At 40.7% G+C, this 14988-nt stretch carries 13 protein-coding genes; 8 read left to right on the forward strand and 5 right to left on the reverse strand.

Going from position 1 to position 14988, the window contains the following annotated elements; translation table 11 throughout:
* Positions 1 to 2: 2 nt before the first annotated feature.
* The 3 genes from AC3QLY_RS05710 to kbl are packed head-to-tail and all read right to left on the reverse strand — an operon-like array spanning position 3 to position 3183.
* Entirely contained in the window at positions 3 to 1058 is a 1056-nt protein-coding gene (locus AC3QLY_RS05710; protein ID WP_218330984.1) for a vWA domain-containing protein, read from the reverse strand.
* Between the two features lie 59 nt (positions 1059 to 1117).
* Positions 1118 to 1990, reverse strand: a complete 873-nt coding sequence (locus tag AC3QLY_RS05715) for a penicillin-binding transpeptidase domain-containing protein (RefSeq protein ID WP_218330983.1) — start codon at positions 1988 to 1990, stop codon at positions 1118 to 1120.
* 5 nt (positions 1991 to 1995) lie between these two features.
* Positions 1996 to 3183: a glycine C-acetyltransferase gene (kbl, locus tag AC3QLY_RS05720; protein ID WP_492990908.1), complete on the reverse strand. Its 1188-nt coding sequence runs from the start codon at positions 3181 to 3183 to the stop codon at positions 1996 to 1998.
* Positions 3184 to 3585: 402 nt separating this feature from the next.
* On the opposite strand from kbl, the gene AC3QLY_RS05725 reads away from it, so the two are divergent.
* Positions 3586 to 4899, forward strand: coding sequence for an APC family permease (locus AC3QLY_RS05725; RefSeq protein ID WP_218330981.1), 1314 nt, complete (start codon positions 3586 to 3588; stop codon positions 4897 to 4899).
* Between the two features lie 15 nt (positions 4900 to 4914).
* On the opposite strand, the gene mqnC is transcribed toward AC3QLY_RS05725, so the two are convergent.
* Positions 4915 to 6039, reverse strand: coding sequence for a cyclic dehypoxanthinyl futalosine synthase (mqnC, locus tag AC3QLY_RS05730; RefSeq protein ID WP_218330980.1), 1125 nt, complete (start codon positions 6037 to 6039; stop codon positions 4915 to 4917).
* A gap of 267 nt (positions 6040 to 6306) precedes the next feature.
* Here mqnC and AC3QLY_RS05735 point away from each other — a divergent pair, with 267 nt between their 5' ends.
* The 4 genes from AC3QLY_RS05735 to AC3QLY_RS05750 all read left to right on the forward strand — a co-directional run bounded on the left by AC3QLY_RS05735 (position 6307) and on the right by AC3QLY_RS05750 (position 10492).
* Positions 6307 to 7521: an aspartyl protease family protein gene (locus tag AC3QLY_RS05735; protein WP_218330979.1), complete on the forward strand. Its 1215-nt coding sequence runs from the start codon at positions 6307 to 6309 to the stop codon at positions 7519 to 7521.
* A 93-nt stretch (positions 7522 to 7614) separates the two neighbouring features.
* On the forward strand, positions 7615 to 8856 hold the full coding sequence (locus tag AC3QLY_RS05740) for a M16 family metallopeptidase (RefSeq protein WP_074421135.1): 1242 nt from the start codon (positions 7615 to 7617) through the stop codon (positions 8854 to 8856).
* Complete coding sequence (locus tag AC3QLY_RS05745) at positions 8853 to 10133, forward strand: M16 family metallopeptidase (protein WP_492990912.1); 1281 nt, start codon at positions 8853 to 8855, stop codon at positions 10131 to 10133. The genes AC3QLY_RS05740 and AC3QLY_RS05745 overlap by 4 nt, the downstream gene beginning before the upstream one ends.
* Before the next feature lie 11 nt (positions 10134 to 10144).
* Positions 10145 to 10492, forward strand: a complete 348-nt coding sequence (locus AC3QLY_RS05750; protein ID WP_074421137.1) for a phage holin family protein — start codon at positions 10145 to 10147, stop codon at positions 10490 to 10492.
* Between the two features lie 76 nt (positions 10493 to 10568).
* On the opposite strand, the gene mutY is transcribed toward AC3QLY_RS05750, so the two are convergent.
* On the reverse strand, positions 10569 to 11633 hold the full coding sequence (gene mutY, locus AC3QLY_RS05755) for an A/G-specific adenine glycosylase (RefSeq protein ID WP_492990915.1): 1065 nt from the start codon (positions 11631 to 11633) through the stop codon (positions 10569 to 10571).
* A 215-nt stretch (positions 11634 to 11848) separates the two neighbouring features.
* Here mutY and AC3QLY_RS05760 point away from each other — a divergent pair, with 215 nt between their 5' ends.
* The 3 genes from AC3QLY_RS05760 to AC3QLY_RS05770 all read left to right on the forward strand — a co-directional run bounded on the left by AC3QLY_RS05760 (position 11849) and on the right by AC3QLY_RS05770 (position 14895).
* On the forward strand, positions 11849 to 12139 hold the full coding sequence (locus AC3QLY_RS05760; RefSeq protein WP_074421138.1) for an HU family DNA-binding protein: 291 nt from the start codon (positions 11849 to 11851) through the stop codon (positions 12137 to 12139).
* 20 nt (positions 12140 to 12159) lie between these two features.
* The gene (locus AC3QLY_RS05765; RefSeq protein ID WP_288096665.1) at positions 12160 to 13008 is read left to right on the forward strand and encodes a tetratricopeptide repeat protein; all 849 of its coding nucleotides are present in this window, start codon (positions 12160 to 12162) and stop codon (positions 13006 to 13008) included.
* A gap of 312 nt (positions 13009 to 13320) precedes the next feature.
* Positions 13321 to 14895, forward strand: a complete 1575-nt coding sequence (locus AC3QLY_RS05770; RefSeq protein ID WP_228733165.1) for an Rne/Rng family ribonuclease — start codon at positions 13321 to 13323, stop codon at positions 14893 to 14895.
* Positions 14896 to 14988 lie beyond the last annotated feature (93 nt).

Genomic DNA, 14988 nt, shown 5'->3' on the forward strand with positions numbered 1-14988 from the left:
GTTTAGATATTTGCCAATTGGTTTGCCTTTTTTGTTTCTTTCTGTTTCTTTTGTACGTTCAATAAAACTTTGTTGCGCTTCTTTTCTGAAATAAATATTTCCAGCAAAAGTAATATAAGTGCTACTGACAAGAATACAGGGTAGTACAAAGTATATTGCATATACCCTCCATTGTTGTTCAACGGCTTGGTTTGCATATTGTTTAATTGCATGGCTATTGCATTGGCCACACTGCCGGTATTGTCTAAAAAATAATATTTACCTTCTGTTTGGTTGGCCAGTTCCTGCAATAGTGGGGCATCTAATTTTGAAATAACCGTTTTGCCATTGGCATCTTTTTTATAAGCGCCACTTTCCATAATCGGTGCACCTCCTTCCGTTCCCACGCCAACGGTATATAAAACGGTGCCATGCTCTGCCAATGTTGCGGCAGCATCTTTTGCACCTGCATCTAAATCCTCCCCATCGGTAACCAATACAACGGTTTTATATTTTTTTTCTTCATCATCCAGCGAGGCATCGGCTAATCGAAGTGCCGCACCAATATCGGTTCCCTGAACCGGTGCCAAATCGGGCGATGCATTGTCAATGAACAATTTCGTGGCCACAGCATCGGGCGTAAGGGGCATTTGCAAATAAGCCTCTCCGGCAAACACTACCAAACCAATACGGTTGTGTTCTATTTCGGGTGTAAGCTGATTTAAAAATGATTTGGCCTTTTCTAAACGGCTGGGTGGCACATCCTGGCTCAGCATACTTTTGCTTATATCCAATACCAGCATCACATCTATACCATTACCCTTACCGTTTTTTTCTGATGTAGGTTTTCTGAGGTTTGCCCAGGAAAATATTAAACAGCCAATGGCTGTAAATACCAGTACAATTTTCAGTCCGTACCTTTTGGGCATATAATTATTGGTGAGTTGTTGCACCAATGTTGCATTGCCCAACATTTTTCTTATATGGCGCTTATGCCTTATAGCAGCAATATATGCTACCGCTAACGGAACAAGCACCCATAGTGCCCATAAATAATTTTGATTACCAAATTGTACCATGTGCTGCAAGCTACAGGTTCCTGTTAAAAAGGAAAAACTAAATTATTGGTTCACCAACACTATTTCTTCCCTTTAAAAAATCCCAATTGGGTTAATATATCATCTACTATTTGCGGGCCGGTGTTTTGTAAGGGTGTATTTGAACTTCCCTCTATATTCAACACAAAAAAATAAGGATGCTTATTTTCTTCTACCCAGCCCAATACCCAGCCAATGCTTTTTTGGTTTGGCATAATGCCTTCGCCATCAATGTAAGATAACTGATAATTGGCATTGCTTCCTTTCAGCATCAACTTTTTGATGAGAATTTGCCAGGTTTTATCAAAGGGCAATTGGCCAAAGTAAAGGCGTTTTACCAGGCCTAATTGTTCATCTGCGGTAATGGTAAGGGTATTATTTAACCAAAAACTATCTATACTGCTGCCTATTCGATGATTCCCATATTGCAGGCTATCTAACCAATACTGCATTTTTTCTTTCCCGGTTCTTCTTGCTATTTCCTGAAAATAGGGGGTGGCAGCTGCCTGAAATGCTTCATCAAAACGCAGGGTTTTATTCCAAGCAGCAGCGCTGTCGCCATTGGCATATTTTCGTGTTTGTCCATCCCAGGGTATAAGCATTCTTTCATTGGCAATGGTGCCAATTTGTAAACCTATCAATGCATTTACAATATTAAATGTAGCGGCAGGCTGGTAGGCAGAATCTTTATACCGTTTTAAATGGTACATGGTAAAGCTGCCCCTTCCATTGTCTAACAATGCAAAGCTGCCCTGTACACCATGCTGTGTAAAATAAGTTCCCAGCGAAGCATTTTCCTCAATATTATTAGAGCTGCAGGCCGATAAAAATAGTAGCGGTAATAGCACTGCAGCAAGTAGTTTAAGCTGCTTTAACCCATCTGTTTTTTTAAAAAATCTGAGAGAACTTTGCATAAATATTATTTTAACACATTCAATTTTTTGCCTACTTTAATAAAAGCCTGAATGGCATGATCTAAATGATGTTGTTCATGTGCAGCACTCAATTGCACCCTTATTCTGGCCTGCCCTTTGGGAACAACCGGGAAAAAAAAGCCAATTACATAAATGCCTTCCTGTAACAAGGCAGCGGCAAATTCCTGTGCCAGTACTGCATCGTACAACATAATGGGTACAATGGGGTGTTCGCCGGGTTTAATGTCGAAACCTGCTTCTGTCATTTTGGTTCTGAAATAGCGGGTATTGTATTCTAATTTATCGCGCAGTGCAGTGGTTTCTGTTAACATATCTAATACCGCTATGCTGGCCCCGACAATGCTGGGCGCTAAAGTATTGGAGAACAGATAGGGGCGCGACCGTTGCCGCAGCATTTCAATAATTTCTTTTCGGCCACTGGTAAAACCTCCGCTGGCACCGCCTAATGCTTTACCCAAGGTTCCGGTAATAATGTCAATTCTGCCCATTACACCGCGGTATTCGTGGGTGCCCCTGCCGGTTTTACCTAAAAATCCGGATGAGTGGCATTCATCAATCATTACAATAGCGTTGTATTGGTCGGCCAGATCGCATATTTTATCCAATTGTGCTATGGTACCATCCATACTAAAACTGCCATCGGTAACTATAATGCGGCTACGACAGCCTGCAGCATTTTGCAGTTGTGCCGCTAAATCGGCCATACTGTTGTGTTCATACCGAAAGCGTTGTGCTTTGCAAAGCCTTATCCCATCAATAATAGAGGCATGGTTCAACGCATCGCTGATAATGGCATCTTCTTCATTGAACAAAGGCTCAAATACGCCACCGTTAGCATCAAAAGCGGCAGCGTATAAAATGGTATCTTCTGTTCCCAGAAATTGGGCAATTTTTGTTTCTAATTCTTTGTGAATATCCTGTGTGCCGCAGATAAACCGCACACTGCTCATCCCATAGCCATGGGTATCAATAGCTTTATGAGCAGCCTCAATTACTTTGGGATGGGCCGATAAACCCAGATAATTGTTGGCGCAAAAATTCAATACTTTTTGGCCGTTAACCATAATTTCTGCGCCTTGTTCGCTGGTAATAATGCGTTCTTTTTTCATTAAACCAGCTTCGGCTATTGCGGCCAGTTCTTTCTGTATCCGTGCAACAAAAGGTTCGTTCATGGTGCATTTCTTTAAGGTGACAAAGGTAGGGAAAGCCGTGGCAAGTAACTGTTTTGTATTCTATACCCATATCCCGGCATTCACCCTTTAAATAAAATGTGCTGTTGAAAATGAGGCGGGTATTGGTTGGTTTGCTCAACTTTGAAGAAACGGCCAAAAAAAGGCAGCTGCTGCTAACCCCCTCAAAAAAATCTGTTTCGTATATAACCGCTGATATTCAAATATACAAACCGGAAGATGCGATAACAAATATTTTTTTACAGTATATAAAAAAAGATTGCAGTTAAATATCATGCCTGTTTTCGATTGGCTTTCCCTTAATTTAGTGGCTGAATTCAGGATCGAATTCTAAAGGCGATTGGTGTGTTTTTGATAATCATTGAACAGACTTAATTTTTCTTTTTGAAAAAAATCAGCGTATACACGGCAGCCTCCATTGTAATTGCGAATATGATTGGCACCGGTGTTTTTACCAGCGTAGGCTTTCAACTCAATGCCATTCAAAATACCTGGAGTATTTTGAGTTTATGGGCTATTGGTGGCGTACTTTCACTTTTTGGCGCATTTGCTTATGCCGAATTGGGCACCCACTACAAAGAATCGGGCGGCGATTATATTTATTTATCCCGCATATTTCATCCGGTATTGGGTTATCTCTCGGCCTGGGCAGGTTTAACCGTTGGTTTTTCGGCGCCGGTAGCCCTGGCTGCTATGGCATTTACCCAATACCTTTCGCCCGTGCTGGGCTTTGCAGGTAACCAATGGATGGCCGTTGGTATTATTGTGCTAATTGGGCTAATGCATAGTTTTACCATTCGGCATAGCAGCCGACTCCAAAATATCAGTACATTGGTTAAAATAGGTTTTATCTTAATCTTAATCATCATTGGTTTGTTGTATGCCACACCGGCAGCCAATGCCATTCAGTTGAATAACAACTGGCATAAAGAAATACTACAACCCGGATTTGCAGTATCAATGGTATATGTAGCATTTGCCTATACCGGCTGGAATGCTGCTGCGTATGTGGTAGATGAAATTGAAAATCCCGGCATTAGCCTGCCACGTGCCTTAATAGGCAGCACTTTATTTGTTACCGTAGTGTATATTTTATTTCAATATGTATTATTGAAACATGCTACCGTATCGGCTTTAAAGGGCAGGGAAGAGGTAACTTTTATTGCCTTTAACAATATTTTGGGTACTACCGGCGGTAAATGGGTGAGTGCCTTTATTGCCATTCAGTTAATAGCTACCATTAGTTCTTATTTATGGGTGGGGCCAAGGGTAACCTGTGCTTTGGCGCAGGAAAATATGCTCTGGCGGCCTTTGGCAACTAAAAATAAAAATGGTATACCGGTGGCTGCTGTTTGGTTGCATGTGGGTATTGCTATTGTACTACTCTTAACCGGTTCGTTTGAAAAAGTATTGCTGTATGCCGGTTTTATTTTGCAGTTAATGGCATCCTTAACAGTAGTTACCAGTTTATTTACTACGCCAAAGCCACACAAAACATTTAAAAGTCCGTTGAAGCCTTTTTTGCAAATTATTTTTTTATTGTTTAATGCTTGGGTACTGGTGTTTACACTAGTAGATAAACCGGTTGAAAGTATGATTGGGATAGGTATATTATTGGCAGGATTGGTATTATATTTTTTCGATGCACCTTATAGCCGGCAACAAAAAGAGGCAACTGAAAATCAATTGCCTCAATAAAATCCAACTGTTTTTTTAATAATTAATCACCTGCTCTTGAATGGTTTCAGGAATGTTGCGCCACTCATATTGCTGATTCCTGAGCTGTGGTTCAAAGCCGGCTTCGCGAATGGCATCCTGAATGGTTTTATAGGTAAAACGATGCGGAGCACCTGCTGCGCTAACTACATTTTCCTCAATCATTATACTGCCAAAATCGTTGGCGCCGCTGTGTAAACATACCTGTGCTGTTTCTTTTCCTACCGTTAACCAACTGGCCTGAATATTCTTGATATTGGGTAGCATGATGCGGCTAATGGCAATCATCCGTATATATTCATCAGCGGTGGTTAAATTGTGTACACCTCTGATGCGGGTTAACAGGGTATCTACATCTTGAAATGTCCAGGGTATAAATGCCAGAAAACCTTTGGCATTGGCGGGTTTCATGGCCTGTACTTCGCGAATGCGGGCAAGGTGTATAAACCGCTCTTCAATGGTTTCTACATGGCCAAACATCATGGTAGCACTGGTGGTAATATTCAGTTCATGAGCTTCATGCATTATGGCCAGCCATTCATCTGCACCACATTTGCCTTTTGATATTAATCTTCTTACCCTGTCAACCAATATCTCAGCACCTGCACCGGGCAAAGAATCCAGTCCCGCTTCTTTCAATGCAGTTAATACTTCACGATGGGTTGATTGTTCTAATTTGGTAATATGGGCAACTTCCGGCGGCCCCAGTGCATGCAGTTTAATGGTGGGAAATTCCTGCTTGATTTGCCGAAAAATATTGGTGTAAAAATCCAAACCCAACTCCGGATGGTGGCCGCCCTGTAGCAGCAACTGATCGCCACCGTAACGAATGGTTTCCGTAATTTTTTTCCGATAGGTATCCATATCGGTAATATAGGCTTCCGCATGCCCAGGTATGCGGTAAAAATTACAAAACTTACAATTGGCAATACAAACATTGGTGGTATTTACATTCCGGTCTATCTGCCAGCTAACCTTACCATGTGGCACCTGTTTTTTCCGCAGCGCATCAGCCACAAACATCAATTCGGTTAATGGGGCCTGCTCAAACAAAAACATGCCTTCCTCAATGGTTAAAAATTCCAGATTTAATGCTTTCTGATACAAATCATTCAACTGCATAAACAATGTTTAAAGAGTAACAAAGGTAGGGGGCTAAAAGTTGTATTTACAAATGCAGCTTCCAATAAACCCCATTTTCATTTGCTGCCTCCTTTTGGTTGCATGGCACCCATCAACGTTTCGGTTAAAACATGTCTTTGTTTTTCCGTTTAAAAATTCATCACACCTTTCATGTTTTTGTATAAACTAAACTTGTGTAAATTATAAATCTTGCTTATATTGAATAAAATTACCCATACATGCTAAAATTTGAATGGGAATCATTGCATGAAATCAATCCTTGTATTTTGTATCAGTTTATTCAGTATTTCATTAATTGAGGCACAGTCGGTACAAGCTACTAAAACCTTTGCCCAATTGCTCCCAAAACCCATAGCCGGTTTTCAATTTATACAATTAAGCGGAGGCATCATTATTTTAAAAGCGGCTTTGGATGATATACCCGATTCACTCAATTTTATTTTAGATACCGGCAGTGGCGGCATATCGCTCGATTCGGCCACGGTAGATGAATTTCATTTGGAAAGGGTGCACACCGACCGCACCATTCGCGGAATTGCCGGCATTAAAACGGTTGATTTTACTTACCATCATCGCCTTTCATTTCCGGGGTTTAACTTAGATAGCCTCGATTTCCACATCAATAATTACGATTTGTTAACCAGCGTTTATGGCGTAAAAATTGATGGCATTATCGGCTATACTTTTTTTAGCAGGTATGTAGTAAGTATTGATTATGATACCCATACAATTGGGGTGTATCCGCCGGGTCCATTTAAATATCCAAAGGGGAGTGGCGGATATATTTTGCATCCCCGGTTTAGTACATTGGTATACCAGCCGGCTATCATTACCGATGCCCGTAAAGTACTGAGCCGTTTTATTTTTGATACCGGAGCCGGGCTGTATTTTTTAATATCTGATCGTTTTTTGCAGGATAGCAATTTGCTGAAAACCAAACGTAAATTATATCCCACACAAGCCGAGGGTTTGGGCGGAAAAAAGGAAATGCAGTTAACCGTTACAGAAAAAATTAAGATTGGCCCCTATCTGTTCAGAAGGGTGCCTTTACTAATATTTAGAGATGATTACAATATTACCAGTTATCCCTTTTTGGGTGGTATTCTGGGTAATGATTTGATGCGCCGGTTTAATGCAATTTTCAATTATTCTGAAAGAAGTATTTATATTGTTCCCAACCAGCATTACCTCGATCCTTTCGATTATTCTTATACCGGACTGGGTATTTATTGGGTAAATGGTGCCGTAAAAGTAGTGGATGTAATGCCCGGCTCGCCCGGCGACAGGGCAGGCTTTTTACCCGATGATATCATTCTTGCCATGAACAATGTGTTCACTCAAAATATTCAAACCTTTAAAAATATACTGCAAAATGCAGGCTCAAGAATAAAAGTAATTGTGCAACGTAAAGGCCGACTCGAAACTTTAGATTTGAAAATTGTGAATATTCTGCGCCGATAAATCCTGTTTTATCAATTTTTAAATCTGCTGATCCAAAACAGGTGTGCTAACTCTCCTTTTTTGTTGCTATTTTGCACCCTTCACTGAACGATTATGATTGAATTTAACCGATTTGTTTTAGAGAATGGATTAAGGGTACTGGTACATGAAGATACAGCTACACCCATGGCTGTTGTGAATGTGATGTATGATGTGGGTGCCAGAGATGAAAACCCAGCTAAAACAGGCTTTGCCCATTTGTTTGAGCATTTAATGTTTGGCGGCAGCAAACATATTCCCGATTATGATGAGCCCCTGCAAAGAGCCGGAGGCGAAAACAATGCCTATACCACCGACGATTTAACCAACTACTATTGCCAGTTGCCGGCCGAAAATATTGAAACCGCCTTTTGGTTAGAGAGCGACCGGATGTTAAGTTTAGCCTTCAGCAAAAAAAGCTTAGAAGTGCAACGGAAAGTAGTGTGTGAAGAGTTTAAAGAACACTATATCAACAAGCCTTATGGCGATATGTGGCATAAAATGCGGGCATTGGCTTATCAGGTGCATCCATACCAGTGGTTAACCATTGGTAAAGAACTGAGCCATATTGAACAGGTGCAGTTAGAAGAAGTAAAAGCATTTTTCTTCAAACATTATCGCCCCGTTAATGCCATATTGGTAGTAGCAGGCAATGTAAAAACCAACAATATCCGCCGTTTGGCCGAAAAATGGTTTGGCGATATACCCATGGCTCAAAAATATGTACGCCATTTACCTGCCGAGCCTTTGCAAACGGCTGCCAGAACAATGGAAGTAACTGCAGATGTGCCTCTGGATGCGTTGATGAAAACCTGGCACATGGATGGACGCTTACAGAAAGGCTACTACGTTGCCGACCTGATTACAGAAATTTTAGGTGGTGGCAGCTCTTCTCGTTTATACCAGGCATTGGTAAAAGAACAGCAATTGTTTTCTGATATTCAATGTTATCAGTTGGGTAGTATTGATCCGGGATTGTTAACCATACAGGGCAAATTGGTAAAAGGGGTTGCCATGCAACAAGCCGAAGCTGCCGTGAATGCGGTAATACAGCAATTGGTACAAGATCCGGTATCTGAAACTGAATTAATGAAAATTAAAAACCGAACAGAAAGTGTGATTGTGTTTGAAGATATGGCCCTCATGAACCGCGCCAACAGCCTGGCTTATTATGAACTGCTGGGCGATGCCAATCTGATTAACCATGAACTGAACCGTTATCATGCCGTTACTATAGAAGATATCAGGCAAGGTGCACAAACTATTTTTAAACCGGAAAATGTAAATACCCTTTATTATTACAGCAAAGCATTATGATGAACAGAACCCAACAACCGGCCATTACTGAACCTATACACCTGCATTTACATTTACAGCCTGTCAGGCATTTTACACTCGATAACGGTGTACCCGTTTATGCAGTGGAAGCTGGTGCTCAGGAAGTAGTACAGTTAGAATTGGTTTTCCATGCAGGCAACTGGTACGAGCAAAAAAATATACAGGCAGCTACCACTAATTTCTTATTAAAAAATGGTACCCGCACCAAAAATGCATTTGAACTGAATGAACATTTTGAAATGTATGGCGCTTATCTGAACCGGGGCTGCTACCACGAAAGGGCTTCCCTTAGTTTGCACAGTTTAACCAAATACCTACCACAGTTATTGCCTGCTATGTCAGAAATTTTAAGTGAGTCGGTTTTTCCGGAAGAAGAACTGAACATTTACCGGCAAAATCAAAAACAACGTCTGGCGGTGAATTTGAAGAAGGCAGATTTTGTGGCCAATCGTATAATAGATGCATATTTGTTTGGCGAACAACATCCTTATGGCAAATATAGTAATCCGGCTGATTATGATGCATTAACACGTGAAGATCTCTTGCAGTTTTATGCGCAATATTATTTGAAAGGCAACTGTACCATTTTTATTGCCGGTAAATTACCGGCCAATGTTGAACAGTTGCTCAACCAGTTTTTTGGTCAACTGCCATTGAATGGTACTGCATTGGCGAAGCCTGATTTTTCAATTACACCTTCGGCTCAGAAAAAGTATTCTGTAATGAATGATGCCAATGGAGTGCAGGCTGCCATTCGTTTGGCAAGGCCTTTCCCCAATCGCCATCATCCCGATTTTTTGAAAGCGCAACTGCTGAATGCATTGTTTGGCGGATTTTTTGGATCGAGATTGATGAGCAATATCCGCGAAGACAAAGGCTATACCTACGGCATCCACTCTTATATACAGGCACATCAGCAACAAAGTGCATGGATGGTAACTACCGAAGCAGGAAGAGATGTTAGCCGCGCTACCATTGAAGAAACCTATAAAGAAATGCTGGACCTGCAAAAAGAACCTGTAACGGCAGAAGAATTGAGCCTTATTAAAAATTTTATGATTGGAACCCTGCTGGGTGATGTGGATGGGCCTTTTCATATTATAGAACGTTGGAAAAGCTATATTCTGAATGAGATGCCGGCCGATTATTTTTATACCAGCATTCAAACCATAAAAGATACTACCGGTGAGGAGCTGCAGGTACTGGCAAAAAAATACCTGAATCCGGATGATTTTTACGAACTTGAGGTGATATAAATTAAAATTGTATGGTGTCATTCCTCTCCAAAGTATTATTCACAGCGGTAGCCATACTGCTGGCCACATTCATTTTGAATGGCGTGCATGTGAACAGCACTACTACGGCCATACTGGTGGCGGCTGTGCTGGGTTTATTGAACACATTTGTAAAACCTATCTTAGTGCTGTTAACCATTCCATTCACCATCCTTACACTGGGTTTATTTCTGTTGGTTATTAATGTAATAATTATTAAATGGACCTCGGCGCTGGTGCCTGGCTTCCGGGTAGATGGCTGGTGGCCTGCCCTTTGGTTCAGTATCATTGTATCGCTCGTATCTTCTTTTATTGAAGGGTTGGTACATGCTCAGAAATAAAAATGTTTTATAAAATTTTATGGGTTCAGCAATTATCTGTAATACATAACGATTATGGATTGGTGTACTTCATGTATTACCATATTCCTGCATTTTTCATTAACTGGTGTATAAATTTCGGAAAAGGTTTTTCTGCCAATTGTGCCAATGCTATGGTTTCATATTGTTGCAAGGCAGGCAGTGCTTTTTTGAATTGAACATGTATCAATCTTCCTGAAATTTGCTGGTGTGTAAGCTGCTGTGTTTCCTTGCCTGAAACCTGCAGTAAAGTATAATCCTTCACCCCCCATTGTTCGTGTAACCATTGCTGCACCTGCTTTTCCGTCCATTCTATTTCTTCTTCACTTTCAACCAAAAACAGTTCATACAAATTTTCCCATATATCTTTCCTGGTTCTTTTGTGTATCCATACCTTTCCATTCTGTTCTAATAAAAAATAATAAAACCTGCGTTTTTTCTTCAGTAATATTTTTTCTTTCACGGGTAATTGGTAAACGGTACCTTCATGATGTGCTTTACAGATGGGCTGCAACGGGCAGGATCTGCAAAGTGGCAGTATGGGTTTGCATACCGTAGCGCCTAAATCCATAATAGCCTGATTAAATAAATCCGGGTGTTGCTTGCACAATACTTCCTGTGCCAGTTGTGTAAATATCTTTTTTCCTTTTGTACTATCGGTAGGGGTATCAATGCCAAATACACGTGCCAACACACGAAAAACATTACCATCTACCACGGCATAAGGCAGTTGAAAGGCAAATGAAGCAATGGCTGCTGCTGTATAAGGCCCAATTCCCTTCATACCCAGCAGGGCAGTATAATCGGCAGGAAATTGTCCACCGTATTCTTGTAATACGAATCGTGCAGTACGCAATAAATTTTTGCAGCGGCTGTAATAGCCCAGTCCTTCCCATAATTTAAAAACAGCTTCATCTGTTGCATGGGCTAGATCGGGCAGGCCAGGGTACTGCTTTAAAAAGCGTTCATAATAAGCCCACCCTTGTTCTACACGGGTTTGTTGCAGTATAATTTCACTCAGCCATATTTTGTAGGGGTCTTTCTCCCCCTTCCAGGGCATGATGCGTTCATTGTGGTGCCGGTGCCAGTGCAAAAGCAAGGGTGTTAATTTTTGTTGCCGCATAGGGGGCAAAGTTGTAATAAAATTGGCACAATACATGAAACTGTTGAGCGGTTAAGGTATAATTCAATCAAAGAATATCTGGCACAATATTATGTAAATCATGCACTTATAAATAAATTTGCAGTCAGTCACTAATATGTATTATTTTTTTTATTTTCTTGTAATACACAAAATTTGTTCTAATTTTAAAAACTATTCAACTGAAAAGCTTTTTTATGAGAAAATCAGATCTCATTACCATCATTTCCGAAAAAACAGGTATACCAAAAGTGGATGTACTGGTAACGCTTGAAACTATGTTAGGCGAAATAAAAGGCAATCTGGCTGCCGGTCGTAACATTTATATCAGGGGTTTCGGCAGTTTTGTTACCAAAAAAAGGGCGGCTAAATTAGGCCGTAATATCAAGTACAATACCACGGTGCAAATACCCGAACATTTTGTTCCCGCCTTTAAGCCTGCAAAAGAATTTATGGAAGAAGTGCGGAACAAGCGCAAGTCGGAATAACTTTGCGCAAAATTGAAATAGTGAAAAGAAGTCAAATTTTACTGGTTGCCGGTGCCGTTGTGGTGGTAGTGTTGTTATTTGTATTTGGAAAAGTGAGTGCCCCCAAATCCTCCGGAGCCGCAGCGTCAATGGAGCAACAGACAGGTGCACCACCCGCAGTTCAGTTCAAAGATATTTTACAAAAAGCCCGCAAGCAGCTCAACCCCGAACAAAATCAAAGAATCATTGCTCTTGAAAATGCCATAACCCGTGGCGATGTAAAAGACCAGCAATTGCACGTTTACCACCAGTTGGCAAAGTTCTGGAAAGACTCTGCCCACGTTTTTGAACCCTATGCTTATTATACCGCACAGGCAGCTAAGTTGGAGAATTCGGAAAAAAGTCTCACATTTGCCGCCCAACTGTTTGTAGATAACCTGCTGACAGAGAATAATCCGGCTATGCAACACTGGCTGGCAGAAAATGCAAAAGATCTTTTAGATAGGGCACTTGTCATCAATCCCAACAACGATTCCAGTAAAATAGGGCTGGGGGCTTGTTATATGTTCGGCAATATTTCTGATAATCCCATGCAGGGTATCCTGCCGGTTCGTGAAATAGCGCAGAAAGACTCCAATAACCTCTATGCACAAATGGTATTGGGGTTAGGAGGTAAAAAAAGTGGTCAGTTAGACAAGGCAATTGAACGTTTTCAGTTCATTGTGCGGAAAGATCCGCATAATCTGGAAGCCATTTTTCAGTTAGCCGAAACCTATGATATGCAGGGCGATAAAGCCCATGCCATTCAGTGGTATGAAACTGCCAAACGAATGATTAACAATGATGCCATCAAAAAAGAAATTGATAAGCGTATCAATGAACTAAAATAAATTATTTAACTAAAAAAATCTGACAGCGTATGCCTTGTGGTAAGAAAAGAAAACGTCATAAAATTGCTACTCACAAACGTAAAAAACGTTTGAGAAAAAACCGTCATAAGAAAAAGAATAAATAATTTCTTAACAGGTTTTCATTTTATAGAGTAAAGGTCTCCGTATCCTTTATACAAGAGGCCTTACTTCTGTTTCACTGTAATGTATTTGCCGCTCTCCTTTCCGCTGCAACTTTACCTTTCCCACATTTAAGGGTAAATACATGAAGTGTACACTGCGTGCTCATGCTTATAAACGGGGTGCGTCATTATGTATATTAAAGTTGCCAAATTTGTGAACAAAGAACTGATTATTAGCGTTTCCCCCAGTGGGGTTGAGATTGCTTTACTGGAAGATAAAAAACTGGTAGAACTGCACAATGAAAAAGCAGATGCCAATTTTGCCGTGGGCGATTTGTATTTGGGAAAAGTAAAAAAACTGATTCCCGGATTGAATGCTGCATTTATTGATGTAGGATTTGAAAAGGATGCTTTTTTGCATTATACCGATTTATCGCCCTATGCCCGCTCTCTCCTGAAATTTACCCAAATGGCCATGCACGATAAGGGCGAAAAGCCATTCGATTTCAGCACCTTTAACATTGAACCCGAAATTGTAAAAACCGGTAAAATCAATGAAGTGCTCAATGGCAAACCCAATATTCTGGTGCAGATTTTAAAAGAGCCCATTGCAGCCAAAGGCCCACGCCTCAGTTGCGAATTAAGCCTACCCGGCCGGTTTGTAGTATTAACCCCCTTCAATGAAATTGTTGCTGTATCTAAAAAAATTCATTCGGCAGAAGAAAGAAAACGCCTGCATAAAATTGTAGAAGCCATTCGCCCCAAAAACTTTGGGGTTATTGTTCGTACTGCTGCTGAAGGTAAAAGTACTGCTGAACTGCATCAGGATTTAATTGCACTCAACGAAACCTGGAAGCAAATTCAACACAACCTGAAAGGTGCAGTGGCACCAGCTAAAATACTGAGCGAGCAGGATAAAACAACCAGCATGCTGCGCGATTTGCTGACAGTAGATTTTAACCGGGTGGTGATTAATGATAAAAATATTTACAACGATACTAAGGCCTATATTCAAAAAATTGCACCTGATAAGGCCGATATTGTTACCTATTACAATGGCCCCTTACCCATATTTGATCAATATGGGGTAACCAAACAGGTAAAAGGCTCTTTTGGTAAAACGGTGAACCTGCCCAGCGGTGCCTATTTAATTATTGAACATACCGAGGCCCTGCATGTAATTGATGTAAACAGTGGGTATAAAAGTGTTAGCAATAACCAGGAAGAGAATGCCCTGCAAACCAATTTGGAAGCAGCAGAAGAAATTGCGCGGCAGTTACGCTTACGCGATATTGGCGGCATTATTGTGATTGATTTTATTGATATGAAATTGCCCGATAACAAACGGAAATTGCAGGAAGCGATGGAGGCATACATGCAAACCGATCGGGCTAAACATGCCGTATTGCCTATTTCCAAATTCGGGTTAATGCAAATAACCCGCCAGCGGATGCGTCCGGAGGTAAACATCAATACTTCTGAAATTTGTCCGGCCTGTGGCGGCACTGGTATGGTAACGCCTTCTATATTGCTGGAAGATGAAATAGAAAAACGACTGCATTATCTGGTAACCCATGGTCATAAACAAATTGACTTATATGTGCATCCCATTGTATATGCATTCTTAACCAAAGGTTGGTTCAAGTCCATTGTAAAAAAATGGAAGAAAAAATTCAAAATTGCCCTGAAAGTCATGTCCAATAACAATTACAGTTTTATAGAATACCATTTTTTCGATGAAAATGAAGAAGAAATTAAATTCTAATCCATACAGAAAAGGCTATCATCGGGTAGCCTTTTTTTATTCCGGTATCCAATGAATGGTTGGAGAGTTTAAGCAATTTCCGACACGTTCATT

The sequence above is a fragment of the Hydrotalea sp. GW822-HT8A01 genome, assembly GCF_058798575.1.